Genomic DNA, 25,201 nt, shown 5'->3' on the forward strand with positions numbered 1-25,201 from the left:
AGTTTACCCTCTCCCGTGGGAGAGGGTTGCACCCCTTACCTTACAAACTTCCCGCCGGGCGCGTACGCGTCGCTGACGTCAGCGTTCTTCCCGTTTTACGCCCGTCCAGGCTTTCCAGACGCATCTGGAACGGTGGGAACGGCATATCTATACCGTGCTCGCGGAAGCCCGCCAGAATCAGCTGGTGGATCTCATGGCGCAGCGGCATACGGTGTCCCATTTCGGCGGCGTAGATACGCAGCTCGAAAATCTGGATCCCCTGCTGTAAATCCACAAGGAATACTTCCGGTGCCGGGTTGTCAATTACCAGCGAGCAGCGCTCAGCGGCAGTGTAGAGGATCTGGGTGACCTCTTCGCTATTGGCGTCCGACGGCGCCGGTACCGTCAGTACCACGCGGGTAACGGAGTCTGACAGCGACCAGTTGATGAACTGCTCGGTAATAAACGCCTTGTTTGGCACGATGATCTCTTTACGATCCCAGTCGCTGATCGTCGTCGCGCGGGTGTTGATCTTCGTGATGCTGCCGGTCAGATCGCGGATCGTTACGGTATCGCCAATACGGATCGGTTTTTCGAACAGAATAATCAGGCCAGAGATGAAGTTGGCGAAAATCTCCTGTAAGCCAAAACCTAACCCAACACCGAGTGCCGCCACCAGCCACTGCAGCTTCGACCACTCAATACCGATCATCGAGAAGCCAACCAGTCCACCAAACAGCATGATCAGATACTTGGTAATGGTCGTGATCGCATAGCCCGTACCCGGCGTTAAATCCAGATGCTGCAGCAGCGCCAGCTCCAGCAGCGCCGGGAAGTTGCGCACCAGCTGCGTGGTGATGATCAGCACCAGGATGGCAATCAGCACTGCCCCTAAGGTGATCGGCTCCAGGCTTTCAACGCCCTGCACCGTTGACGTCACGTCCCACAGAGAGATGTTCTCCAGGAAGCCAAATGCGGAGTGGATCTCCGACCAGAGGAAGATGACCGACAGGAGGGCAATCAGCATCAGGATGGAGCGAACCAGACGCAGGGACTGGGTGCTGATGGCATCCAGATCCAGTTCGACCTCGTCTGCTTCCGTTGTCCCTTCCGTACTGTTGACGTGGTTTGGCTCTTCCTCACCTCGCGCACGCTGGGCGAGGATCTCTGCCCGGCGATGCTTGGCACGGTCAAACGCAAGACGGCGGCGCTGGATCAGCATCCAGCGGCGGATCACGTGGTACACCACCAGAAGCAGGAACCAGATGGCCACCGAGGTTTCCAGCCTCGCCAGCAGCGCCTGCGCGGTTGCCAGATAGCCCACCGCGGCTGCCAGCATCGCAAACAGCGGCGCGCTAAGCAGCAGGTTCCAGAGCAGCCGGTTGAACATGTTGTCGCCGCTGCCTGATTTATCCAGATAGAGCGGTATCTCGGCGCGTTTCAGGCTGAGCGTGACGATGGCCAGCGCCCCGCATATCAGCATAAAGCAGAGGCGGCCCAGCGAGCCTGAGAATTCACGGTCGTTGAGATTATCGAACATGATCAGCGCCATAATCAGCGGCACAATCAACCCGATGCTCATCAGGTAGTAGCGCATGGCGCGCGCAACGCGATTACGCGGCCAGCCAAAGTGGGTGATAAACAGGCCATTAGGGCGCGCGAAGGTGGCGCAAATCATGACCACCCACAGCAGCGGCACCGTAGCGGTGACGCCATCGCCAATCGCGACCGCGAGCGGATAGGGCCATGCTTCCCGCAGGCCATACCCCAGCGTCATCCACAGCACCGGCAGCGGGGAGGCGACGAGAATCGACCAGAATACGGTGCGCAACGTTAGCCAGAAGTGATCCTGGGTGACTTTCCCGACCCTGGAGCTGGAACGCTCCAGGAAACGGGTGAAATGTCTGCGTGAGTAAATGCTGAAGCCCACCAGAATCAACGCTCCCAGCAGCGGGAATATGGTCTCTTTGCTGGTGAACATCATTACGCTGGCCTGCCCCAGCTGGCTGAAGGTGTCGAGCGAAATCAGGCGACGCAGGTCCTGGACAATCTCAATCGGCCACGAGAAGGTCATCGGACGCACGTCGGACGTCCAGAAGAGATAACGGTGCGTAGCTTCGTTCACCTCTTTCAGCGCATCTTCCAGCTGACTATTGGATACTTTTAGCTTGGTCAGCTCCAGAATCAGCGTATCCCCGCCCTGGAGCAGGGAGTTCAGCAGTTCGCGCTGGGTACGCAGCTGGGCTTCCAGAATACGGTTTTGCTCGCTGGTCAGGGGCTGTCCGTCAGCCTGACGGATCTGGCGGATTTGCGGCTGTTTATTGAGGAGGTCTTCAAAGTGCAGTCGCTGAACGCGCAGCTGGGCCATCTCGGTATCCAGCTGTTGCGGCTTCGGCATTTCCGGCAGGCGCGCGACCTGGGCGCGCAACGCTTCGCCCAGCAGGTTTGATGACCCGAGCCACTGGGACTGCTCGCGCAGGGTGTTGAGCGCCTGGCGAACCTGAAGGGTTTGATTGGTGGCCTGACGCTGCTGCGAGGCAACCAGATCCATACGCTGCGCCTGCTGATTCAACGCGGCAGAAAGCTCGCGGTTGACCCTGAATTGTTCGTTGATACCGGCAGGCAGGTTTTCGCTGTTTTCAGCCAGCAGTTCGGTGCTTTCAAGGGCTCGCTCGGCTTCGCGCTGACGCTGGCTGTTGAGCTGATTTCGCAGCGCCTGGAGATACGCATCCAGCTGCTCGCTCTGCTTCTGCGCGAGTTCAGAGCGCATCCGCGACAGCTCCTGGCGGTTATTGGCGGAAAGCTGCGCCAGCTCCAGCTCATCGACAAGGGCCTTCAGGCGAGCCGATTCTGCCTGCAGGCCCAGATTTTGGGCCTGAGCCTGTGGCGTATTGCCGCTTTGCGTACCCACGCGACGCTCAACTTCATTAAGCTGGCGGCGGGCGTCGGTTTGCTGCTGCGGAAGTTGGCTGAGGGAGTCGGCAATTTCACGTGCTCGCTCCTGTTCCTGCTGGGCAAGGCGGCTCTTTTCCAGAAGCTGGCTGCTGACCTGCAGGATCTCCTGGTTCAGGGCGTCGGAGGTCATGCCTGCGGGCACGTCGCGCGGTTCGTCACGCAAATTATTGAGCTGCGCGCGCAGCGTCTGCGAGAGTTTGGGGAAGTTGTCGATAACCTGCTGATACTGCTGAGCGCGCTCAAGTGAGCCTTTCCGCTCCTCAAGCGCGTTCAGGGCAGCCTGGAGCGATTCGACGGTCTCTGGCTGAGCGGGTTTAGCCGCTTTTGCCTGCTCCAGTTCCTGGGTTATCTGTTTGGCGTCGGGGGCTGTCGCTGCGTACGCCCCCATGCTGAGGCACCAGGCCATCAGTAGAACGATAATCGGGCGCACGTCAGCGATCCTTCTGTTGTTAGCCTTCGTCTTTGTTGTCGTCAACCAGCGGGCTGGCGTTGTGCTCGGCGTTGATCTCTTCCTGTGACAGCGGAGCAGGTTCTGCATCTGGCATCACGAAGGTTTCGGTAGAGACCGCTAGCGGCTGACCCAGTTTGGTGACCGACAGGCTTTCGAGTTGTTCAGCCAGCTTCACTTTGCCCGGCGCAAACAGGTTGATTACGGTAGAGCCCAGCTTGAAGCGACCCATCTCCTGACCTTTCAGCAGGGCCACAGAGCCTTCCGCTTCACCGGCAGGCCAGGTCCAGCGTTTGATTACGCCTTCGCGCGGCGGGGTGATGGTGCCGGCCCAGACGGTTTCGATGCTGCCTACGATGGTTGCACCCACCAGAATTTGTGCCATAGGACCAAATTCAGTATCGAACAGACAGATGACGCGCTCATTACGGGCAAACAGATTCGGCACGTTCTGCGCGGTCAGGTGGTTTACGGAGAACAGGTCGCCCGGGACGTAAATCATTTCACGCAGGATACCGTTACATGGCATATGCACGCGGTGATAGTCGCGCGGTGAAAGATAGGTGGTGGCAAACGTACCGTTACGGAACAGATCCGCCATCAGGTAGTTACCTGCCAGCAGCGCTTCCAGACTGTAGTTATGGCCTTTCGCCTGCAGGATTTTGTCGTCTTCGATGTTACCCAACTGGCTGATCACGCCGTCTGCTGGCATCACCAGGACGTTAGGGTCGGTGTTCAACGGGCGCACTTCGTCACGCAGCGGACGCACGAAGAACTCGTTGAAGGTGCGGTAGCTGGCGGTGTCCGGCTTCTGCGCCTCTTTCATGTCGACCTTGTAATATTTTACGAAAAGATCGATGACCAGTTTGGTCAGCCAGCCCGCGCGTTTGCTTGCGCCCCAGCCCGCCAGGCGAGTGAGCCACAGTTTTGGCAGAATGTATTGAAGCGAAAGTTTAAATGCGTTTAACAAGGTAGCCTCCAGGCCATTGTTTTGTCGTTCCTGATCCGGCGTTAAGCCGCCGGAACCTAAAAAAAGGGGACGATTTTAGCGATGCTTATCTTAGTTGTCAGTTATCGGAATCAGAAAAGTTTTTACGCGTTTTTACGTCTTCCATGCTCTCAAGAATGCGGTGGTAATTCTCGAAGCGAGTTTCCGCGATCTCGCCTTTTTCAACCGCTTCACGGATAGCACAGCCTGGGTCGTTATCGTGTTTACAGTCCCGGTATTTGCAAGCACCTAAATAATCATGGAATTCGACAAATCCGTTAAAGATTTGTTCCGGCTCAAGGTGCCACAAACCGAACTCACGCACGCCCGGGGAGTCGATCACGTCGCCGCCGTGCGGGAAATGATACAGACGTGAGGCGGTGGTGGTGTGCTGGCCCAGACCCGAGACGTTGGACACATCGTTGGTCAGGATCTCTTGCTGGAGACCAAGCAGGTTGTTCAGCAGGCTCGATTTACCCACGCCGGACTGGCCCGCAAAGATGCTGATGCGGTCGGTCAGTGCCTCTTCTAACGGCTTAAGGCCATCTTTGGTGTGGCTGGAGACCATCAGCACGCGGTAACCAATCTTGCGGTAGATATCCATTTGCTCATTCACGAAGGCCATGCCGTCGTTATCCAGCAGATCGATTTTGTTCAACACGATGATAGGTTCAACCTGCAGCGTTTCGCAGGCGACGAGATATCGGTCGATAATATTGAGCGAAAGTTCGGGCAAAATCGCCGATACGATAACAATCTGGTTAATGTTGGCGGCAATCGGTTTGACCCCGTCGTAGAAATCGGGACGGGTTAATACGGACGTGCGCTCATGAACCGCTTCAACGATACCTTTTACCGTAACACCTTCTGCCGCCTCTTTACCCGGTCGCCAGACCACGCGATCGCCGGTAACCAGTGAACGGATGGTGCGACGGATATTGCAACGGTGAATATCCCCGTCGGCGGATTCGACATCGGCATGCATACCGAAACGGCTGATGACTACGCCCTCTGTCGCTTCACCAAACAGGTTGTCGTCATAATCCGGCTTCTCCGAAGTGGTTTTAAGACGGCGCTGGTGGTTGGCGTTTACGCGGCGCTGCTGCCCTTTGGAGAGTTTATTTTTACTCAATCGTGCTGGCTCCTGGTCGCCCGTAAGGGGCAAAACCTCTATGATACACTCTAATTAATACTAGTTAACCTGCTACTGCCGGTTATGCGAGAAGGGTGGAAAATAACATGAGCGCGGATGAAAACAACCTGATTTGGATCGATCTCGAAATGACCGGGCTGGATCCCGAGCGCGATCGCATCATTGAAATTGCTACTCTGGTGACGGACGCCAACCTGAATATCCTGGCTGAGGGGCCTACGATTGCAGTGCATCAGTCCGACGACCAGCTGGCTTTGATGGATGAATGGAACGTGCGCACCCACACAGGCAGTGGCCTGGTAGAGCGCGTGAAGACCAGCACGTTCGGCGATCGTGAGGCGGAACTGGCGACGCTTGAGTTTCTGAAACAGTGGGTTCCGGCAGGCAAATCGCCTATCTGTGGGAATAGCATCGGCCAGGATCGCCGTTTCCTGTTTAAGTACATGCCGGAGCTGGAGTCTTATTTCCACTACCGCTATCTGGATGTCAGCACCCTGAAAGAGCTGGCGCGTCGCTGGAAGCCTGAAATCCTCGACGGCTTCAAAAAGCAGGGGACCCACCAGGCGATGGACGATATCCGTGAGTCCGTGGCGGAGCTTTCCTACTACCGCGAAAACTTTATTAAGCTGTGATTTTGCGATCCGGCGCCTTGCGTGGCCGGGTTTTTGTCGTTAAATTGTGCAGCTTGCCCATTAAATAAGCATTTGAACTTAATTTCGAAAAAATCGCTTTAAGGGGGGTTGCAGCTAAAAGGATTTCTCGTATAATGCGCCTCCCGTAACGACAGAGAATTACACGTTACGACAGCAACAAAAGCAGTGCAGATTTGCGGGAATAGCTCAGTTGGTAGAGCACGACCTTGCCAAGGTCGGGGTCGCGAGTTCGAGTCTCGTTTCCCGCTCCAAAATTTGAAAAGTGCTTCCAAAGCACGGACCACCCAAGCGGGAATAGCTCAGTTGGTAGAGCACGACCTTGCCAAGGTCGGGGTCGCGAGTTCGAGTCTCGTTTCCCGCTCCAAAATTTGAAAGTGCTTCTAAAGCACGGACCACCCAAGCGGGAATAGCTCAGTTGGTAGAGCACGACCTTGCCAAGGTCGGGGTCGCGAGTTCGAGTCTCGTTTCCCGCTCCAAATTCTTCTTAATCTCTAAAATATCCACAGCGAAAAGAATCGTTGGGGACGTTTTCTATTGTCTCTGAAATATTCTTGTGAACAGAGTTATCCACAGAAACTGCGCTTTAGCGGAACAAGGTTAAAACTTAGCAGGGTGAATAATATCTTTTTAACATTCTGTTTTTAATGAATAAAATTTGATTTCAAAATGTTATTGAGATCACTTGACCTCTTCTCCAGCCCAGATGGCGCTTGAGTTTGTAATTTTATTCACAGGCTGTGAATAGTTCAGGCATCCCGCGGAAGCCCTTTTTCAATCACCCTCACCAGACGCTGTTTCTTCGGTAGCTGTACCTCGATCGCGCAGGCATTACGCTTCTCTATTTGCTGCGCAATCGCCCATTCTATGTGCTCATCAAGAAGTGGGTGCTCACCTCTGCGGCTTTCAAGCGCCCGAATATTGGCTTCATCCCACGGGGCATTACCCAGCGCGACGGCAACATTACGCAGCCAGCGCAGATGACCGATACGGCGAATAGCCGAACCTTCCGTCACTTTCAGGAACCAGGCTTCGGTCCAGGCGAATAACTCAATGAGCTGTGGCGCATGCAGCGCCTGACGCGGGCTGAAATCCTCTTCGTCCGTGAGCTGCGAATAGCGGTTCCACGGGCAGATCAGCTGGCAGTCGTCGCAGCCGTAGATACGGTTGCCGATAAGCGGTCGAAATTCCTCTGGAATGGCCCCTTCAAGTTCGATAGTGAGGTAGGAGATACAGCGGCGCGCATCAACGGTGTAAGGCTCAACGATGGCACCCGTCGGGCAGATGGTCATGCAGGCCACGCAGCGGCCACAGCCTTCCTCTACCGGGCCGTCCACCGGCAGCGGTAAATCAATCAGCAGTTCACCCAGGAAGAAGAACGAACCGGCGTCGCGGCTGAGGATAAGTGAGTGCTTACCTGTCCAGCCAAGCCCGGCTTTTTCGGCGATAGGTCGCTCAAGAATAGGCGCAGAATCGACAAAGGGTCTAAAATTCAGCGAAACACAGTGCTGCTGAATAGTTTCCCCGAGTTTTTTTAAACGGTTACGCAAGAGCTTATGGTAATCACGCCCCAGGGCGTACCGGCTGACGTAACCCAGTGAGGGATTTTTTAGCGTGCGCGCAAAGGCCGCATTGGCAGGTAGATAGTTCATGCGCACGCTGATGACGCGTAATGTGCCTGGCAAAAGCTCGTGAGGACGGGCGCGCATCATGCCATGACGCGCCATCCATTCCATTTCGCCGTGGTATTGTTTGTCCAGCCAGGCCTGCAGCTTTGGCTCGCTGGCGGAAAGGTCGGTATCGGTAATGCCCACTTTCTGGAAGCCAAGCTCAGCACCCCACTGTTTTATTTTTTGCGCTAATTCATTGAGATCGAGGGGCTGTGACATGACGGACCATACGGTGAAGAAAAACCCCGCAAGTATACCACATTCCATCTGGCATGCGGATGACCTCCGGCGCGCCGAAAAAGAGGCCGCAGACAGCCTCGGAATTACCCTTTATGAACTGATGCTGCGCGCGGGTGAGGCGGCGTTCAACGTTGCCCGCAGCGCGTACCCGCAGGCCGCCCACTGGCTGATTCTGTGCGGTCACGGCAATAACGGCGGCGACGGCTACGTCGTCGCCCGTTTAGCGGTTGCGGCAGGTATCCGCGTGACGTTGCTGGCCCTGGCGAGCGATAAACCGCTGCCGGAAGAGGCCAGCGCGGCGCGGGAGGCGTGGCTTAACGCAGGCGGTGTGATTCATGCGCCTGATATCGTCTGGCCGGAAGAGGTGGATCTGATTGTGGATGGTCTGCTGGGTACCGGTCTACGCTGTGCGCCTCGCGAGAACATTGCCGTGCTTATTGAACACGCTAACAGACATTCCGCGCCGATAGTCGCCCTGGATATTCCCTCTGGCCTGATTGCTCAAACCGGCGCGACGCCGGGAGCGGTCATTGAGGCTGCCCATACGGTGACCTTCATCGCCCTCAAGCCGGGGTTGCTGACCGCTAAAGCACGAGACGTCGTTGGCGTGCTGCATCACAATGCCCTGGGGCTGGAGAGCTGGCTGGCCGGTCAGGAAACGCACCTTGCGCGTTTTGATGCTTCGCAGCTTGCAGCGTGGCTTCCGCCGCGCCGACCAACGTCCCATAAGGGCGAGCACGGCAGGCTGGTGATTATTGGCGGCGATCGCGGAACGGCTGGTGCGATTCGCATGACCGGCGAAGCGGCTCTGCGCTGCGGTGCCGGATTAGTGCGAGTACTCACTCGCATTGAGAATATTGCGCCGATCGTTACGGCCCGACCGGAGCTGATGGTCCACGAGCTTACGCCCCAGGCGCTTGAAGAGAGCCTGGAATGGGCGGACGTGGTAGTGATTGGCCCCGGGCTTGGGCAACAGGCATGGGGCAAACAGGCCCTGCAAAAGGTCGAGAATTTTCGTAAACCGATGCTGTGGGATGCTGACGCGCTTAACCTTCTGGCAATAAACCCGGATAAGCGTCACAATCGCATTCTGACGCCACACCCCGGCGAAGCCGCGCGGCTGCTTAACTGCAGCGTGGCAGAAATTGAAAGCGATCGCTTACTTTCTGCCCAGCGTCTGGTAAAACGTTACGGAGGTGTTGCTGTTTTAAAAGGGGCAGGAACCGTTGTTGCCAGTGACGAGACGCAGGGCATTATTGATGCTGGAAATGCGGGCATGGCAAGCGGCGGCATGGGTGATGTGCTTTCCGGCATCATTGGCGCATTGCTTGGACAGAAACTTCCCCTTTATGATGCAGCCTGCGCGGGCTGCGTGGCCCACGGTGTCGCGGCGGATAAGCTGGCCGCGCGTTACGGAACACGCGGTATGCTGGCGACCGATCTTTTTTGCACGCTGCGGCGTGTTGTTAACCCGGATGTGATTGACGTAGAAAATGACTAATCGAGCGATTCCTTTACCTGATGAACAAGCCACTTTAGAACTCGGCAAGCGCGTGGCGCAGGCCTGTCAGGGGGCAACCGTCATTTATCTGTATGGCGATTTAGGTGCGGGTAAAACCACCTTCAGCCGGGGTTTTTTGCAGGCGTTAGGGCACAACGGGAATGTGAAAAGCCCAACCTACACGCTGGTAGAACCGTACACTCTTGAAAATCTCATGGTGTATCATTTCGATTTATACCGCCTTGCGGATCCTGAGGAGCTGGAATTTATGGGGATCCGTGATTATTTTGCCAACGACGCCATTTGCCTGGTGGAGTGGCCGCAACAAGGTGCGGGTGTGCTGCCTGACCCGGATGTCGAAATTCACTTAGATTACCAGGCACAAGGGCGTGAGGCACGCATCAGTGCTGTTTCCTCATCAGGCAGTTCCTTACTGGCGCGACTGGCCGGTTAAGCGTAGGGATGACGGGATGATAAATCGCGTTAAAGGTTGGTTGTTGGCTGCCACCGTGCTGCTGTGCGCGCAGGCCGGGGCGGCAAACCTCTCAGATATTCAGGTATCAAACGGCGAAAGCCAGGCCAGGATCACGTTCAGCTTTATGGGCGATCCTGAATATGCGTTTTCACAGCCAGACAGCCACAGCGTGGCGCTGGATATCAAACAGACTGGCGTGATCCAGGGGCTACCGCTGCGCTTCAGTGGTAACAACCTGGTGAAAAGTATCCGTTCGGGAACGCCGCAGGATAGCCAGTCGTTACGCCTGGTAGTTGATCTCACCGAAAAGGGCAAAACGAAGGCGGTGAAGCAGCAAAACGGGGCGAACTATACGGTGGTCTTTACCATCAATGCCGACGCACCGCCACCGCCGCCACCGCCTCCGGTTGTAGCGAAGCGCGTGGAAGAACCGGTGTATACGCCGCGTCCTTCAGAACCTGCGCGTAATCCGTTTAAATCGCAGAACGACCGAATTACTGCGGCAACCAGCAGCAATACGGTGACGCGCCCGGCGGCCAGCGCGCGGCGCGCGACGGTCAGCGGTGACAAGGTGATTATCGCTATTGATGCGGGGCACGGCGGGGAAGACCCGGGGGCGATTGGCCCGGGCGGCACGCGGGAGAAAAACGTCACAATCGCGGTGGCCCGCAAGCTCAGGGCGCTGTTAAACGACGATCCGATGTTTAAAGGCGTGTTAACCCGCGACGGGGATTACTTTATCTCCGTAATGGGACGCTCGGATGTGGCGCGTAAGCAAAACGCAAACTTCCTGGTCTCCATTCATGCGGATGCCGCACCGAATCGTAGCGCGACCGGCGCCTCGGTTTGGGTGCTGTCGAACCGTCGCGCCAACAGCGAAATGGCAAACTGGCTTGAAGAGCATGAGAAGCAGTCTGAACTTTTAGGCGGCGCGGGTGATGTGCTGGCTAATAGCCAGTCTGACCCGTATCTCAGCCAGGCGGTGCTGGATTTACAGTTCGGTCATTCCCAGCGCGTCGGGTATGATGTCGCCACTAACGTACTGAACCAGCTGCAGGGCATCGGGGCATTGCACAAGCGCCGTCCGGAGCATGCGAGCCTGGGGGTTCTGCGTTCGCCGGATATTCCATCGATCCTCGTTGAAACTGGCTTTATCAGCAATAACAGTGAAGAGCGTCTGTTGGGAAGCGACAGCTACCAGCAACAAATCGCCGAAGCGATTTATAACGGCTTGCGCAAATATTTTGAGGCGCATCCTCTGCAGTCCGCGCCGCAGGGCGGAGCAGCACAGACGGCCAGTGCCGCGCTGCCGGGCGAGATGACTGCGACAAACTAAGGAGAATTCATGCCGATTCAGGTTCTACCGCCGCAGCTTGCGAACCAAATCGCCGCCGGTGAGGTGGTGGAACGCCCTGCGTCGGTGGTGAAGGAGCTGGTGGAAAACAGCCTTGATGCGGGTGCGACCCGCATCGATATTGATATCGAACGCGGTGGCGCGAAGCTAATCCGCATTCGCGACAACGGCTGTGGCATTAATAAAGACGAGCTTGCGCTGGCGCTGGCCCGTCACGCCACCAGCAAAATTGCCTCTCTGGATGACCTGGAAGCGATCCTTAGCCTCGGTTTTCGCGGTGAAGCGCTGGCCAGTATCAGCTCGGTTTCGCGCTTAACGCTGACCTCCCGTACCGCTGAACAGCAGGAAGCCTGGCAGGCTTACGCCGAAGGGCGCGACATGGATGTGACGGTTAAACCCGCGGCGCATCCTGTCGGTACGACGCTTGAAGTTCTGGATTTGTTCTACAACACTCCCGCCCGACGCAAGTTTATGCGTACCGAAAAAACCGAATTCGGCCATATCGATGAGATTATTCGCCGTATTGCGCTTGCCCGCTTCGATGTCACCATTAACCTCAGCCATAACGGCAAGGTAATGCGCCAGTACCGTGCGGTGGCAGAAGGCGGGCAGAAAGAGCGCCGTTTGGGGGCAATCTGCGGTACGCCGTTCCTGGAACAGGCGCTGGCCATTGAGTGGCAGCACGGCGATCTGGCTTTACGCGGCTGGGTTGCCGATCCAAACGCGAGCAGTGCTGCGTTTGCTGAGATCCAGTATTGCTACGTAAACGGCCGCATGATGCGCGATCGTCTCATCAATCACGCGATTCGCCAGGCCTGCGAAGACAAACTCGGGGCCGATCAGCAGCCTGCTTTCGTCCTTTATCTGGAAATCGACCCCCATCAGGTGGATGTGAACGTCCATCCCGCCAAGCATGAGGTACGATTCCACCAGTCGCGTCTGGTTCACGACTTCATTTATCAGGGCGTAGCCACTGTGTTGCAGCAGCAGGCAGAGCCAACGCTGCCGCTGGAGAACGACGCCCCTGCACCGCGTCCGCTGCCAGAAAACCGTGTGGCGGCAGGGCGCAACCATTTTGCGGAGCCTGCCGTCGCGCGTGAACCGGAAGCCCCGCGTTTCTCCCCGGCAGAAACCGCACCGCGCTCGACGGGCGCTAACTATCCGAATGCCCAGCCTGGCTATCAGAAGCAGCAGGGAGCGTTGTACCGCAAACTGCTGGAAACGCCGGTCGTGGAGCGTAAAGAGCTCATTCCGGCCGCTCAGCCTTCTCTGGACGGCCATAGCCAGAGTTTTGGCCGGGTGCTGACGATTATTGCGCCGGATATGGCACTGCTTGAACGTGACGGTAAATTGATGCTTCTGGCATTGCCGGTCGCCGAACGCTGGCTCAAGCAGGTGCAGCTCACGCCAGGCGAAAATGCGGCCTGCGCGCAGCCGCTGCTGATCCCGGTTCGTCTGAAAGTATCCACTGAAGAGGTAAGGGTATTACGGCACGCCGAGCCGCAGCTGGCGCAAATGGGTATTGAAATGGTGCTCGAACCACAACATGTGACAATTCGTGCAGTGCCTTTACCCTTACGCCAACAAAATTTACAAAACTTGATTCCTGAACTGATAGGCTACCTGGCGCAGCAAACGTCGTTTGATGCCGCTAACACCGCGCAGTGGATCGCCCGCCACCTGGCAAGCGAACATTCGCCGTGGAGTATGGCACAGGCCATTAGCGTGCTGGCGGAGGTTGAACGCCTCTGCCCGCAGCTGGTGAAGACGCCGCCGGGTGGGTTATTACAACCTGTTGATTTACAAACGGCGATGAACGCCCTGAAACATGATTGACGTAAGTAAGGCGAGCCTGCCTAAGGCAATTTTTTTAATGGGCCCAACGGCCTCCGGCAAAACGGCGCTAGCCATTGAGTTGCGTAAAGTTTTGCCTGTAGAGTTGATTAGCGTTGACTCCGCCCTCATCTACCGAGGGATGGACATCGGCACGGCGAAGCCTGACGCAGAAGAGCTGCGTGCGGCACCGCACCGTTTGCTGGATATTCTCGACCCGGCTCAGGCGTACTCCGCAGCGGATTTTCGCCGGGATGCCTTAGCCGAGATGGCCGAGATAACGGCGGCGGGACGTATACCGCTGTTGGTTGGCGGAACCATGCTCTATTTCAAGGCGTTGCTGGAGGGGCTTTCTCCTCTTCCATCAGCGGACCCGGAAGTCAGAGCGAAAATTGAGCAGCAGGCGGCAGAGCAGGGTTGGGACGTTTTGCATAAGCAACTGGCTGAGATTGACCCGGTTGCGGCAGCGCGAATCCATCCAAATGATCCGCAAAGGCTTTCCCGGGCACTGGAAGTTTTTTTCATTTCGGGTAAAACTTTAACGGAACTGACGCAAACGTCAGGAGACGCTCTGCCGTATCAGGTGCATCAGTTCGCCATCGCCCCGGCGAGCCGTGAACTGCTCCATCAGCGAATTGAGCAGCGTTTTCATCAGATGTTAGCTTCAGATTTTGAAGCAGAAGTGCGGGCGCTATTTGCCCGTGGAGATTTGCATACGGACATGCCTTCCATTCGTTGTGTGGGATACCGCCAGATGTGGTCGTATCTTGAAGGTGAGATTTCATACGATGAAATGGTTTATAGAGGTGTTTGCGCCACGAGACAGTTAGCGAAGCGCCAAATCACCTGGTTGCGCGGTTGGGAGGGGGTTCACTGGTTAGACAGTGAAAAACCGCAACAGGCGTTAAACGAAGTGATTGAGGTTGTTGGTGATATCGCTCACTGAATGTGTACAATTGAGACGTATCGTGCGCAATTTTTCAGAATCGCAAGGTTCTAAGTACAAAACAAGCATATAAGGAAAAGATAGAATGGCTAAGGGGCAATCTTTACAAGATCCGTTCCTGAACGCATTGCGTCGGGAACGTGTTCCAGTTTCTATTTATTTGGTGAATGGTATTAAGCTGCAAGGTCAGATTGAGTCTTTCGATCAGTTTGTGATTCTGTTGAAAAACACGGTCAGTCAGATGGTCTACAAGCACGCTATTTCTACTGTTGTTCCGTCCCGTCCGGTATCTCATCACAGCAATAACGCTGGCGGCGGCACTGGTAGTAACTACCATCATGGCAGCAACGCGCAGGGTTCTTCAACGCCAGCGCAGGACAGCGACGAGACCGAATAAGGTTTCGCACTGTCATCCACACGGGGAGCCAGGGATCCTGCGTTCCCCGCTGATCTTTTTAGAGAGGTTTACGCTTGTTTGACCGTTATGATGCCGGTGAGCAGGCGGTGCTGGTACACATCTATTTTTCGCAAGACAAAGATATGGAAGACCTCCAGGAGTTTGAATCTCTGGTCTCTTCCGCCGGTGTCGAAGCAATGCAGGTGATTACCGGTAGCCGTAAAGCGCCGCACCCAAAGTATTTTGTTGGTGAAGGTAAAGCAGTCGAAATTGCGGATGCCGTAAAAGCAACCGGCGCGTCAGTCGTGTTGTTTGATCATGCGCTGTCTCCAGCCCAGGAGCGCAACCTGGAAGCCCTTTGCGAATGCCGTGTTATCGATCGCACGGGTTTGATTTTAGATATTTTTGCTCAGCGTGCACGTACCCACGAAGGGAAACTGCAGGTTGAGCTGGCGCAGCTGCGCCATCTGGCAACGCGTCTGGTGCGTGGTTGGACACACCTTGAAAGACAAAAAGGCGGGATTGGTTTGCGCGGCCCGGGTGAAACCCAGCTCGAAACCGACCGTCGTTTGCTGCGTGGCCGAATTACCCAGATCCTCTCACGTCTGGAACGTGTAGAGAAACAGCGTGAACAGGGACGTCGGGCGCGAACGAAAGCCGACATCCCGACGGTGTCGCTGGTGGGCTATACCAACGCCGGTAAATCCACCCTGTTTAACCAGATAACCGAGGCCCAGGTTTATGCCGCAGACCAGCTGTTTGCGACCCTGGACCCTACGCTGCGCCGTATTGACGTTGCAGACGTCGGTGAAACGGTGCTGGCGGATACAGTAGGGTTTATTCGCCACCTGCCGCATGACCTGGTGGCGGCGTTTAAAGCCACCCTGCAGGAGACGCGACAGGCGACGCTGCTGCTGCACGTGATTGATGCAGCAGACGTGCGCGTGCAGGAGAACATCGACGCGGTGAACGTGGTGCTCGAAGAGATCGACGCTCACGAGATCCCAACGCTGTTGGTCATGAACAAGATCGATATGCTGGACGATTTCGAACCGCGTATCGACAGAGATGAAGAAAACAAACCGATTCGGGTCTGGCTTTCTGCCCAGACCGGTATTGGTGTGCCACTGCTTTTCCAGGCTTTGACAGAACGTCTTTCCGGTGAGGTAGCTCAGCACACGCTGCGACTGCCGCCACAGGAAGGCAGGCTGCGCAGCCGGTTTTATCAGCTTCAGGCGATAGAAAAAGAGTGGATGGAGGATGACGGCAGCGTGGGGATGCAGGTGCGTATGCCGATCGTTGACTGGCGTCGCCTCTGTAAACAAGAACCTGCGCTGGTCGACTATATCGTCTGATCAGAAAGGGGATGCCTGAATAATTCGCCCTTGCATAACAAATATGGAGCATATACATGGCGTGGAATCAGCCCGGTAATAACGGACAAGACCGCGACCCGTGGGGAAGCAGCAAACCTGGCGGCAACTCTGAGGGAAATGGCAACAAAGGTGGTCGCGAGCAGGGGCCGCCGGATCTGGATGATATCTTCCGCAAACTGAGCAAGAAGCTTGGTGGCCTTGGCGGAGGAAAAGGTTCTGGCTCGGGTGGCAATTCCACTCAGAGTTCGCGTCCGCCAATGGGTGGCCGCGTAGTGGGCATCGTGGCCGCTGCGGTAGTCATCATCTGGGCAGCCAGCGGGTTCTACACCATTAAAGAAGCAGAACGCGGCGTGGTCACCCGTTTCGGTAAGTTCAGCCATCTGGTTGAGCCGGGTTTGAACTGGAAGCCGACCTTCATTGACGACGTGACCGCGGTAAACGTGGAATCCGTCCGTGAACTGGCCGCCTCTGGCGTGATGCTGACCTCTGACGAAAACGTGGTGCGCGTTGAGATGAACGTGCAGTACCGGGTGACCGATCCTGAGCGTTATCTGTTTAGCGTGACAAGCGCCGATGACAGCCTGCGTCAGGCAACCGACAGCGCCCTGCGTGGCGTTATCGGTAAATACACCATGGACCGTATCCTGACCGAAGGTCGTACCGTTATTCGTAGCGATACCCAGCGCGAGCTGGAGGAGACCATTCGTCCGTACAACATGGGTATCACCCTGCTGGACGTCAACTTCCAGGCTGCGCGTCCGCCGGAAGAGGTGAAAGCCGCATTTGACGATGCAATTGCTGCCCGTGAAAACGAACAGCAGTACATCCGTGAAGCAGAAGCGTACACCAACGAAGTGCAGCCGCGCGCTAACGGTCAGGCGCAGCGTATTCTGGAAGAAGCGCGCGCGTATAAGACCCAGACCATTCTGGAAGCTCAGGGTGAAGTGGCTCGCTTTGCGAAGATCCTGCCGGAATATAAAGCGGCACCGGAAATTACCCGTGAGCGTCTCTATATCGAGACCATGGAAAAAGTGCTGAGCCACACCCGCAAAGTGTTGGTTAACGACAGTAAAGGCGGAAACCTGATGGTTCTGCCGCTGGATCAGATGCTGAAAGGCAGTTCTGCGCCAGCAGCGAAAGGCGACACCAGCGGCGCGAACAACCTGCTGCGTCTGCCGCCAGCCTCAACGGGCAGCGCCAGCACGAACACAACGCCTTCTTCGAACGATGGTGACATTATGGACCAACGCCGTGCTAACGCGCAGCGTAACGACTACCAGCGTCAGGGGGAATAAGGATGCGTAAGTCAGTTATTGCGATCATCGTCATCGTACTGGTCGCGCTTTATACCTCGATCTTTGTGGTCAAAGAAGGCGAGCGTGGGATTAAGTTCCAGTTCAGCAGCGTCGTGCGTGATGGCGACAAACGTCCGGTGATTTACGAGCCGGGCCTGCACTTCAAGGTGCCGTTCATTCAGTCAGTGAAAACGCTTGATGCGCGTATCCAGACCATGGATAACCAGGCCGACCGTTTCGTGACCAAAGAGAAGAAAGACCTGATCGTTGACTCCTATATCAAATGGCGCATCAGCGATTTCAGCCGTTACTTCCTGGCAACGGGCGGCGGTGACGTTTCTCAGGCAGAAGTGCTGCTGAAACGTAAGTTCTCTGACCGTCTGCGTTCCGAGATTGGTCGTCTGGATGTGAAAGACATCGTGACCGACTCCCGTGGTCGTCTGACCCTGGAAGTTCGCGATGCGCTGAACTCCGGTACCGCGGGCACCGAAGACGAAGTTTCAACGCCGGCAGCAGATGATGCGATTGCCAAAGCGGCTGAACGCGTTCAGGCGGAGACCAACGGTAAAGTGCCGGTGATCAACCCGAACAGTATGGCTGCGCTGGGTATCGAAGTCGTTGACGTGCGTATCAAGCAGATCAACCTGCCAGTAGAAGTGTCCGAGGCGATTTACAACCGTATGCGCGCCGAGCGTGAAGCGGTAGCCCGTCGTCACCGTTCACAGGGTCAGGAAGAGGCTGAGAAGCTGCGTGCCGCAGCGGATTACGAAGTCACCAAGACGCTGGCGGAATCTGAGCGTCAGGGCCGTATCCTGCGCGGTGAAGGCGATGCCGAAGCGGCGAAGCTGTTCGCTGATGCCTTTAGCCAGGATCCTGACTTCTACGCCTTTATCCGTAGCCTGCGCGCTTACGAGAATAGCTTCCAGAGCAACCAGGATGTGATGGTGCTCAGCCCGGACAGCGATTTCTTCCGTTATATGAAGACGCCGACTAACGCAACGCGATAAACTCAGGCTCGTTTGAGTATTCAAACCACCGCTCTCAACGGAGCGGTGGTTTTCTTTTATAAGGACGAAAAATGAATTCAACGATTTGGCTCGCGCTGGCCCTGGTTTTGGTGCTTGAAGGTCTTGGACCGATGCTTTATCCGCGCGCCTGGCGCCGAATGATCGCCACGATGAGCCAGCTGCCGGATAATATTTTACGTCGTTTTGGCGGCGGTCTTGTGGTTGCGGGTATCGTTATCTACTACATGTTGAGGAAAACGATTGGCTGATCAAAAAGTAGGCGCAATCGGCGTATTTTGAGGTCAAAAAGTGCTGTATATCTGAAAAAGCGATGGTAGAATCCATTTTTAAGCAAACGGTGATTTTGAAAAAAATGGGTAACAACGTCGTCGTACTGGGCACCCAATGGGGTGACGAAGGTAAAGGGAAGATTGTTGATCTTCTGACTGAACGGGCTAAATATGTTGTACGCTACCAGGGCGGTCACAACGCAGGCCATACTCTCGTAATCAACGGTGAAAAAACCGTCCTCCATCTTATTCCATCAGGCATTCTTCGTGATAACGTCACCAGCATCATCGGTAACGGCGTTGTGCTGTCTCCTGCTGCGCTGATGAAAGAGATGAAAGGTCTGGAAGACCGTGGTATCCCTGTTCGTGAGCGTCTGCTGCTCTCCGAAGCCTGCCCGCTGATCCTGGATTATCATGTGGCGCTGGACGTAGCGCGTGAGAAAGCACGCGGCGCGAAAGCGATCGGCACTACCGGTCGTGGTATCGGCCCGGCTTACGAAGATAAAGTTGCACGTCGCGGTCTGCGCGTGGGTGACCTCTTCGACAAAGCAACCTTCGCTGAGAAACTGAAAGAAGTGATGGAATATCACAACTTCCAGCTGGTGAACTTCTACAAAGCTGACGCTGTTGACTACCAGAAAGTGCTGGATGACGTTATGGCGATCGCTGACATTCTGACCGGTATGGTTGTTGATGTGTCCGATCTGCTGGACCAGGCGCGCAAGCGTGGCGATTTCGTCATGTTCGAAGGTGCGCAGGGTACGCTGCTTGACATCGACCACGGTACCTATCCGTACGTAACCTCTTCTAACACCACCGCAGGTGGCGTGGCGACCGGCTCTGGCCTGGGTCCACGTTATGTGGATTACGTTCTGGGCATCATCAAAGCGTACTCCACTCGCGTGGGTGCGGGTCCATTCCCGACCGAACTGTTTGATGAAACCGGCGAGTTCCTGTGCAAGCAGGGTAACGAGTTTGGCGCGACCACCGGTCGTCGTCGTCGTACCGGCTGGCTGGATGCGGTTGCAGTGCGTCGTGCAGTGCAGATCAACTCCCTGTCTGGCTTCTGCCTGACCAAGCTGGACGTACTGGACGGCCTGAAAGAAGTGAAAATCTGCGTTGGCTACCGTATGCCAGATGGCCGCGAAGTGACTACCACTCCGCTGGCTGCTGACGACTGGGAAGGCATTGAGCCAATCTACGAAACCATGCCGGGCTGGTCTGAGACCACCTTCGGTGTGAAAGAGCGTAGCGGCCTGCCGCAGGCGGCGCTGGATTACATCAAGCGCATTGAAGAATTGACCGAAGTGCCGATCGATATTATTTCTACCGGCCCGGATCGTACTGAAACGATGATCCTGCGCGACCCGTTCGACGCATAATCTTCGTGACTGCTGGCCTGCGGGGGAACCCCCCCAGGCCGGATAAGCGTAGCGCCATACGGCGACCGCTCCCGGATCTCCGCTTTTTCGCCCCGTCTGTCAAATAAATTAGCCGCTAACTATCTGGCTGGTTTATCATCATTAATGAATATCTCTGCGGTTTGTCCGCGATTTCCCTTTTTCCTGAGGTTGATGTGCAGTTAACAAGTTTCACCGATTACGGCTTACGTGCGCTGATTTACATGGCGTCGTTACCCGAGGGGAAGATGACCAGTATCTCTGAAGTTACAGAGGTCTACGGCGTATCCCGTAATCATATGGTCAAAATAATCAATCAACTTAGTCGTGCCGGATACGTTGCTGCCGTCCGCGGGAAGAATGGTGGGATCCGTCTCGGTAAACCAGCACAGAGTATTCGTGTTGGCGATGTGGTACGTGAACTGGAGCCGCTGTCTCTGGTGAACTGCAGCAGCGAGTTCTGCCACATCACGCCCGCTTGCCGCCTGAAAAAGGCGCTTTCAAAGGCCGTGCAAAGTTTTCTCATGGAGCTGGATAACTACACGCTGGCCGATTTGGTTGAAGAGAATCAACCGCTTTATAAATTATTGCTGGTGGAATGAAGAAAATTTCCACCGGAGCTGACAACGGAGGAACCGACATGTCACAAGATCCTTTCCAGGAACGCGAAGCCGAAAAATACGCGAATCCTATTCCCAGCCGCGAGTTCATCATTGAACACTTAACAAAACGCGAAAAACCCGCCAATCGTGAAGAACTTGCCGTTGAATTAAACATTGAAGGTGAAGAGCAAATTGAAGCCCTTCGCCGCCGCCTGCGCGCGATGGAGCGTGACGGGCAACTGGTCTTTACCCGCCGCCAGTGCTACGCGCTGCCAGAACGCCTCGATCTGCTGAAAGGGACCGTCATTGGTCACCGCGATGGCTTCGGCTTTCTGCGCATGGAAGGCCGTAAGGACGATCTGTACCTCTCTTCTGAACAGATGAAAATGTGCATCCACGGCGACCAGATCCTGGCGCAGCCGCTGGGCGCTGACCGTAAAGGCCGCCGCGAAGCGCGCGTGGTACGCGTTCTGGTACCAAAAACCAGCCAGATCGTTGGCCGCTACTTTACCGACGCGGGCGTGGGCTTCGTGGTGCCGGACGACAGCCGTCTGAGCTTCGACATCCTGATCCCACCTGAAGAGGTGATGGGCGCCCGCATGGGCTTTGTGGTGGTGGTGGAACTCACCCAGCGCCCAACCCGTCGCACCAAAGCGGTAGGTAAAATCGTCGAAGTACTGGGCGATAACATGGGCACCACGATGGCCGTTGATATGGCGCTGCGTACCCATGAAATTCCTTACATCTGGCCGAAAGCGGTTGAAGAGCAGATCGAAAGCCTGCGCGAAGAAGTCCCGGAAGAGTCCAAAGCGGGCCGCGTGGATCTGCGCTCCCTGCCGCTGGTCACTATCGATGGTGAAGACGCCCGCGACTTCGATGACGCCGTCTACTGCGAGAAAAAACGCGGCGGTGGCTGGCGCCTGTGGGTCGCTATTGCAGACGTTAGCTACTATGTTCGTCCGCACACCCCGCTGGATAACGAAGCGCGCAGCCGCGGTACCTCGGTCTACTTCCCGTCTCAGGTCGTGCCGATGCTGCCGGAAGTGCTGTCTAACGGCCTGTGTTCCCTGAACCCGCAGGTTGACCGCCTCTGTATGGTTTGCGAGATGACCATCTCCACCAAAGGGCGCTTAACCGGCTACAAGTTCTACGAAGCGGTGATGAGCTCGCACGCGCGTCTGACCTATACCAAGGTCTGGCATATGCTGCAGGGCGATCAGGATCTGCGTGAACAGTACGCGCCGCTGGTCAAACACATCGAGGAGCTGCATAACCTCTACAAAACGCTGGATCAGGCGCGCGAAGAGCGCGGCGGGATCTCGTTTGAGAGTGAAGAAGCGAAATTCATTTTCAACGCAGAACGCCGCATTGAGCGTATCGAGCAGACCCAGCGTAACGATGCGCACAAGCTGATCGAAGAGTGTATGATTCTGGCGAACATCTCGGCGGCACGATTCGTCGAGAAAGCTAAAGAGCCTGCGCTGTTCCGTATTCACGATAAGCCGACCACGGAAGCTATTACGTCGTTCCGCTCCGTGCTGGCCGAACTCGGTCTGGAGCTGCCAGGCGGTAACAAGCCAGAGCCGCGCGATTACGCCGAGCTGCTGGAATCCATTAGCGATCGTCCGGATGCAGAAATGCTTCAGACGATGCTGCTGCGCTCTATGAAGCAGGCGATTTACGATCCGGAAAACCGCGGCCACTTCGGCCTGGCGCTGCAGTCGTATGCCCACTTTACGTCGCCGATCCGTCGTTATCCTGACCTCTCTCTGCACCGAGCGATCAAGTATCTGCTGGCGCAGGAGCAGGGCCATAAAGGGAACACCACCGAAACCGGCGGCTACCACTATTCGATGGAAGAGATGCTGCAGCTGGGTCAGCACTGCTCCATGGCCGAACGTCGTGCCGATGAGGCAACACGTGACGTGGCGGACTGGCTGAAGTGTGACTTTATGCTGGACCAGGTGGGTAACGTCTTTAAAGGCGTGATTGCCAGCGTGACCGGCTTTGGTTTCTTCGTTCGTCTGGACGAGCTGTTCATCGACGGTCTGGTGCACGTGTCCAGCCTGGATAACGACTACTACCGCTTCGACCAGGTCGGCCAGCGCCTGATTGGCGAATCTGGTGGTCAGACCTATCGTCTGGGCGACCGTGTGGAAGTGAAGGTTGAAGCCGTGAATATGGACGATCGTAAAATCGACTTCAGCCTGATCTCCAGCGAGCGCGCGCCGCGTAACGTCGGTAAAACCGAGCGTGAAAGGGCGAAAAAAACCGGTAACGGTAAACCGGGCGGCGGTAAACGTCGTCAGGCGGGCAAGAAGGTAAACTTCGAGCCGGACAGCGCGTTCCGCGGCGAGAAGAAACAGAAGCCGAAGGCGGCGAAGAAAGAAGCCCGCTCAGCGAAAAAACCTTCCGCGAAAACGCAGAAAATCGCTGCCGCCACCAAAGCGAAGCGCGCGGCCAAGAAAAAGCAGGCGGAGTAAATTCTCCCCTCACCCTGACCCTCTCCCCAACGGGGGGAGGGGGAATATTTATTACGAGAACCATCAATGAGTGAAATGATTTACGGCATCCACGCGGTGCAGGCCCTTCTCGAGCGCGCACCGGAGCGTTTTCAGGAAGTGTTTATTCTGAAAGGGCGTGAAGATAAGCGTCTGATGCCGCTGATCCACGCGCTGGAAGCGCAGGGCGTGGTGATCCAGCTGGCGAACCGCCAGTTCCTGGATGAGAAAAGCGAAGGCGCGGTTCACCAGGGGATCATTGCCCGCGTGAAGCCGGGCCGTCAGTATCAGGAAAACGATCTGCCGGATCTGATTGCCGAGCTGGATAACCCGTTTTTCCTGATCCTCGATGGCGTTACCGATCCGCATAACCTCGGCGCGTGCCTGCGTAGCGCCGATGCGGCGGGCGTGCACGCGGTGATCGTGCCGAAAGATCGCTCCGCGCAGCTGAACGCGACGGCGAAGAAAGTGGCCTGCGGCGCGGCGGAAAACGTTCCGCTGATCCGCGTGACTAACCTGGCGCGCACCATGCGTCTGCTGCAGGAAGAGAACATCTGGATCGTCGGTACCGCCGGTGAAGCGGATCATACTCTGTACCAGAGCAAAATGACCGGCCGTCTGGCGCTGGTGATGGGGGCGGAAGGCGAAGGCATGCGTCGTCTGACCCGCGAGCACTGCGACGAGCTGATCAGCATCCCGATGGCGGGCAGCGTGTCGTCCCTGAACGTTTCCGTTGCGACGGGCATCTGCCTGTTTGAAGCGGTGCGTCAGCGCGGAGAATAAACAGCAAGGCCGTCCGCAGGACGGCCTTTTGTGTTTTCTCCCTCTCCCGCTGGGAGAGGGCTCCAGACGGTGATAGCCTCACTCCTCCAGCGACCGCAAATGGTCATCCTTCCTCAACGTCATCAGCGCGAAAATACTCACTACCGCCGTTGCCATCACGTAATACGCCGGAATATCCAGGTTGCCCGTCTGCTTAATCAGCCCGGTAATGATTAGCCCTGCGCATCCCGAGAAAATCGCGTTCGACAACGAGTAGGCCAGCCCCAGCCCGGTATAGCGCACGCGCGTCGGGAACATCTCAGACAGCATCGCCGGGCCCGGACCCGCCAGCATGCCCACCAGACCGCCCGCAATCAATACCACACCAGCCTTCACCGCCAGCGTACTCGACTCCGCCTGAAGAATTTTCAGCAGCGGCAGGGCGAGGATCAGCAGCAGCGCGGTGGCGATAATCATCACCGTGCGGCGCCCGATCCGATCGCTCAGGATCCCCGACGGAATGATGGTGAGCGCAAAACCAATATTCGAAATCACCGCTATCAGCAGCGCCTGGTTAAACCCGGTGTGCAGCGCCGACTGCAGATAGGTCGGCATAATCACCAGGTATGTGTACCCCGCCGCAGACCAGACCATGACGCGCCCAATCCCCATCACGATGGCCCGGAGCGTGGCGGCAGTATCCGCCTGAGCGACAGCAGGTTTATCCTGCTGCTGCACAAAGCTGGGTGTCTCCTCCATGCTGACCCGAAGCCACAGCGCAACGACGCCCATGGGCAGCGCCAGGAAGAAAGGAATGCGCCAGCCCCAGTCGTGCAATGCCTCAGGCGTGAGGAGGGCGGAGAGCAGCGCCACGATACCTGCGCCTGCTAACAGCCCCAGCGCCACGGTAAAGGATTGCCACGCGCCATAGAGCCCACGCTTGCCGCGCGGGGCGAACTCCGTCATCAGCGAGACCGCACCGCCGTACTCACCGCCCGCGAACAGACCCTGCAGGATGCGCAGCAGCGTAATAATGAGCGGTGCGGCAATCCCGATGCTGGCGTAGACCGGAACAATGCCTATAGCGGCGGTAGCGAGCGTCATCAGCACCAGCACGATGATTAGCGTCGGTTTACGGCCAATCCGGTCGCCGATGCGGCCAAACACCACCGCACCCAGCGGGCGGAAGAAGAAGGCGATGGCAAACGAGGCGTAGGTGAGGATCAGGCTGGTCAGCCCCGCCTCACCTTCAAGCTGGAAGAAGTTCTTCGCAATAACGGTCGCCAGAAAACCGTAGACCGCAAACTCATACCACTCGATAAAGTTACCAATGGAGCCTGCAATTAATGCTCGCTTGTGCGCATCCGGTTGCATAACGA

General features: G+C 56.5%; 20 protein-coding genes and 3 tRNA genes. 18 read left to right on the forward strand and 5 right to left on the reverse strand.

Annotated elements, in window-relative coordinates; genetic code table 11:
• Window positions 1-40 precede the first annotated feature (40 nt).
• From mscM to rsgA, 3 genes are all read right to left on the reverse strand, one after another.
• On the reverse strand, window positions 41-3,364 hold the full coding sequence (mscM, locus tag KGP24_RS02215) for a miniconductance mechanosensitive channel MscM (protein WP_223562230.1): 3,324 nt from the start codon (window positions 3,362-3,364) through the stop codon (window positions 41-43).
• Between the two features lie 19 nt (window positions 3,365-3,383).
• On the reverse strand, window positions 3,384-4,352 hold the full coding sequence (asd, locus tag KGP24_RS02220) for an archaetidylserine decarboxylase (protein WP_223562231.1): 969 nt from the start codon (window positions 4,350-4,352) through the stop codon (window positions 3,384-3,386).
• A 97-nt stretch (window positions 4,353-4,449) separates the two neighbouring features.
• Entirely contained in the window at window positions 4,450-5,502 is a 1,053-nt protein-coding gene (gene rsgA / locus KGP24_RS02225; RefSeq protein WP_223562232.1) for a small ribosomal subunit biogenesis GTPase RsgA, read from the reverse strand.
• 107 nt (window positions 5,503-5,609) lie between these two features.
• On the opposite strand from rsgA, the gene orn reads away from it, so the two are divergent.
• The 4 genes from orn to KGP24_RS02245 all read left to right on the forward strand — a co-directional run bounded on the left by orn (window position 5,610) and on the right by KGP24_RS02245 (window position 6,652).
• Window positions 5,610-6,155, forward strand: a complete 546-nt coding sequence (gene orn / locus KGP24_RS02230; RefSeq protein ID WP_223562233.1) for an oligoribonuclease — start codon at window positions 5,610-5,612, stop codon at window positions 6,153-6,155.
• 196 nt (window positions 6,156-6,351) lie between these two features.
• A tRNA-Gly gene (locus KGP24_RS02235) sits at window positions 6,352-6,427 on the forward strand.
• A 37-nt stretch (window positions 6,428-6,464) separates the two neighbouring features.
• A tRNA-Gly gene (locus tag KGP24_RS02240) sits at window positions 6,465-6,540 on the forward strand.
• A 36-nt stretch (window positions 6,541-6,576) separates the two neighbouring features.
• Window positions 6,577-6,652, forward strand: a tRNA-Gly gene (locus KGP24_RS02245).
• Window positions 6,653-6,922: 270 nt separating this feature from the next.
• Here KGP24_RS02245 and queG read toward each other — a convergent pair.
• The gene (queG, locus tag KGP24_RS02250; RefSeq protein ID WP_223562234.1) at window positions 6,923-8,062 is read right to left on the reverse strand and encodes a tRNA epoxyqueuosine(34) reductase QueG; all 1,140 of its coding nucleotides are present in this window, start codon (window positions 8,060-8,062) and stop codon (window positions 6,923-6,925) included.
• Between queG and nnr the strand changes: the two genes are divergently transcribed.
• The 14 genes from nnr to rlmB all read left to right on the forward strand — a co-directional run bounded on the left by nnr (window position 8,061) and on the right by rlmB (window position 23,843).
• A complete protein-coding gene (gene nnr, locus KGP24_RS02255; RefSeq protein WP_223562235.1) occupies window positions 8,061-9,584 on the forward strand; it encodes a bifunctional ADP-dependent NAD(P)H-hydrate dehydratase/NAD(P)H-hydrate epimerase in 1,524 nt (507 codons plus the stop codon). The genes queG and nnr overlap by 2 nt on opposite strands.
• Window positions 9,577-10,038 carry a tRNA (adenosine(37)-N6)-threonylcarbamoyltransferase complex ATPase subunit type 1 TsaE gene (gene tsaE, locus KGP24_RS02260; protein WP_013095283.1) on the forward strand — a complete coding sequence of 154 codons (462 nt, stop codon included), beginning with the start codon at window positions 9,577-9,579 and terminating at the stop codon, window positions 10,036-10,038. Before nnr ends, tsaE begins: the two co-directional genes overlap by 8 nt.
• A gap of 16 nt (window positions 10,039-10,054) precedes the next feature.
• A complete protein-coding gene (gene amiB / locus KGP24_RS02265) occupies window positions 10,055-11,395 on the forward strand; it encodes an N-acetylmuramoyl-L-alanine amidase AmiB (protein ID WP_223562236.1) in 1,341 nt (446 codons plus the stop codon).
• 9 nt (window positions 11,396-11,404) lie between these two features.
• The gene (mutL, locus tag KGP24_RS02270; protein WP_223562237.1) at window positions 11,405-13,249 is read left to right on the forward strand and encodes a DNA mismatch repair endonuclease MutL; all 1,845 of its coding nucleotides are present in this window, start codon (window positions 11,405-11,407) and stop codon (window positions 13,247-13,249) included.
• On the forward strand, window positions 13,242-14,192 hold the full coding sequence (gene miaA, locus KGP24_RS02275) for a tRNA (adenosine(37)-N6)-dimethylallyltransferase MiaA (protein WP_059311858.1): 951 nt from the start codon (window positions 13,242-13,244) through the stop codon (window positions 14,190-14,192). The genes mutL and miaA overlap by 8 nt, the downstream gene beginning before the upstream one ends.
• 85 nt (window positions 14,193-14,277) lie before the next feature.
• Window positions 14,278-14,589 carry an RNA chaperone Hfq gene (hfq, locus tag KGP24_RS02280; RefSeq protein WP_008502919.1) on the forward strand — a complete coding sequence of 104 codons (312 nt, stop codon included), beginning with the start codon at window positions 14,278-14,280 and terminating at the stop codon, window positions 14,587-14,589.
• 74 nt (window positions 14,590-14,663) lie between these two features.
• A complete protein-coding gene (gene hflX, locus KGP24_RS02285; RefSeq protein WP_023310136.1) occupies window positions 14,664-15,944 on the forward strand; it encodes a ribosome rescue GTPase HflX in 1,281 nt (426 codons plus the stop codon).
• A gap of 56 nt (window positions 15,945-16,000) precedes the next feature.
• Window positions 16,001-17,260: an FtsH protease activity modulator HflK gene (gene hflK, locus KGP24_RS02290; RefSeq protein ID WP_048977329.1), complete on the forward strand. Its 1,260-nt coding sequence runs from the start codon at window positions 16,001-16,003 to the stop codon at window positions 17,258-17,260.
• 2 nt (window positions 17,261-17,262) lie between these two features.
• Window positions 17,263-18,267, forward strand: a complete 1,005-nt coding sequence (gene hflC, locus KGP24_RS02295; protein WP_023334250.1) for a protease modulator HflC — start codon at window positions 17,263-17,265, stop codon at window positions 18,265-18,267.
• Window positions 18,268-18,338: 71 nt separating this feature from the next.
• A complete protein-coding gene (locus KGP24_RS02300; protein ID WP_003855996.1) occupies window positions 18,339-18,536 on the forward strand; it encodes a DUF2065 domain-containing protein in 198 nt (65 codons plus the stop codon).
• Window positions 18,537-18,640: 104 nt separating this feature from the next.
• Complete coding sequence (locus KGP24_RS02305; protein WP_024907332.1) at window positions 18,641-19,939, forward strand: adenylosuccinate synthase; 1,299 nt, start codon at window positions 18,641-18,643, stop codon at window positions 19,937-19,939.
• 194 nt (window positions 19,940-20,133) lie between these two features.
• Window positions 20,134-20,559, forward strand: coding sequence for a nitric oxide-sensing transcriptional repressor NsrR (gene nsrR / locus KGP24_RS02310; RefSeq protein ID WP_023334253.1), 426 nt, complete (start codon window positions 20,134-20,136; stop codon window positions 20,557-20,559).
• Window positions 20,560-20,597: 38 nt separating this feature from the next.
• The gene (gene rnr / locus KGP24_RS02315) at window positions 20,598-23,042 is read left to right on the forward strand and encodes a ribonuclease R (protein WP_223562238.1); all 2,445 of its coding nucleotides are present in this window, start codon (window positions 20,598-20,600) and stop codon (window positions 23,040-23,042) included.
• 66 nt (window positions 23,043-23,108) lie between these two features.
• Complete coding sequence (rlmB, locus tag KGP24_RS02320) at window positions 23,109-23,843, forward strand: 23S rRNA (guanosine(2251)-2'-O)-methyltransferase RlmB (protein ID WP_010427468.1); 735 nt, start codon at window positions 23,109-23,111, stop codon at window positions 23,841-23,843.
• 78 nt (window positions 23,844-23,921) lie between these two features.
• Here the strand turns inward: rlmB and KGP24_RS02325 are convergent, their stop codons facing one another.
• Window positions 23,922-25,196 (reverse strand): MFS transporter, encoded by a 1,275-nt coding sequence (locus KGP24_RS02325; RefSeq protein ID WP_202770988.1) that lies wholly within the window; start codon window positions 25,194-25,196, stop codon window positions 23,922-23,924.
• Between the last annotated feature and the right edge of the window lie 5 nt (window positions 25,197-25,201).

The sequence above is a fragment of the Enterobacter sp. JBIWA008 genome (genome assembly GCF_019968765.1).
GTDB lineage: Bacteria > Pseudomonadota > Gammaproteobacteria > Enterobacterales > Enterobacteriaceae > Enterobacter.

Excerpts from the sequence above, each read along its gene's own strand:
- orn (WP_223562233.1), top strand. The coding sequence starts at position 5,610 with ATGAGCGCGGATGAAAACAACCTGATTTGGATCGATCTCGAAATGACC.
- nnr (WP_223562235.1), top strand. The coding sequence starts at position 8,061 with ATGACGGACCATACGGTGAAGAAAAACCCCGCAAGTATACCACATTCC.
- queG (WP_223562234.1), bottom strand. The coding sequence starts at position 8,062 with ATGTCACAGCCCCTCGATCTCAATGAATTAGCGCAAAAAATAAAACAG.
- tsaE (WP_013095283.1), top strand. The coding sequence starts at position 9,577 with ATGACTAATCGAGCGATTCCTTTACCTGATGAACAAGCCACTTTAGAA.
- amiB (WP_223562236.1), top strand. The coding sequence starts at position 10,055 with ATGATAAATCGCGTTAAAGGTTGGTTGTTGGCTGCCACCGTGCTGCTG.
- mutL (WP_223562237.1), top strand. The coding sequence starts at position 11,405 with ATGCCGATTCAGGTTCTACCGCCGCAGCTTGCGAACCAAATCGCCGCC.
- miaA (WP_059311858.1), top strand. The coding sequence starts at position 13,242 with ATGATTGACGTAAGTAAGGCGAGCCTGCCTAAGGCAATTTTTTTAATG.
- hfq (WP_008502919.1), top strand. The coding sequence starts at position 14,278 with ATGGCTAAGGGGCAATCTTTACAAGATCCGTTCCTGAACGCATTGCGT.
- hflK (WP_048977329.1), top strand. The coding sequence starts at position 16,001 with ATGGCGTGGAATCAGCCCGGTAATAACGGACAAGACCGCGACCCGTGG.
- hflC (WP_023334250.1), top strand. The coding sequence starts at position 17,263 with ATGCGTAAGTCAGTTATTGCGATCATCGTCATCGTACTGGTCGCGCTT.
- KGP24_RS02300 (WP_003855996.1), top strand. The coding sequence starts at position 18,339 with ATGAATTCAACGATTTGGCTCGCGCTGGCCCTGGTTTTGGTGCTTGAA.
- KGP24_RS02305 (WP_024907332.1), top strand. The coding sequence starts at position 18,641 with ATGGGTAACAACGTCGTCGTACTGGGCACCCAATGGGGTGACGAAGGT.
- rnr (WP_223562238.1), top strand. The coding sequence starts at position 20,598 with ATGTCACAAGATCCTTTCCAGGAACGCGAAGCCGAAAAATACGCGAAT.
- rlmB (WP_010427468.1), top strand. The coding sequence starts at position 23,109 with ATGAGTGAAATGATTTACGGCATCCACGCGGTGCAGGCCCTTCTCGAG.
- KGP24_RS02325 (WP_202770988.1), bottom strand. The coding sequence starts at position 25,196 with ATGCAACCGGATGCGCACAAGCGAGCATTAATTGCAGGCTCCATTGGT.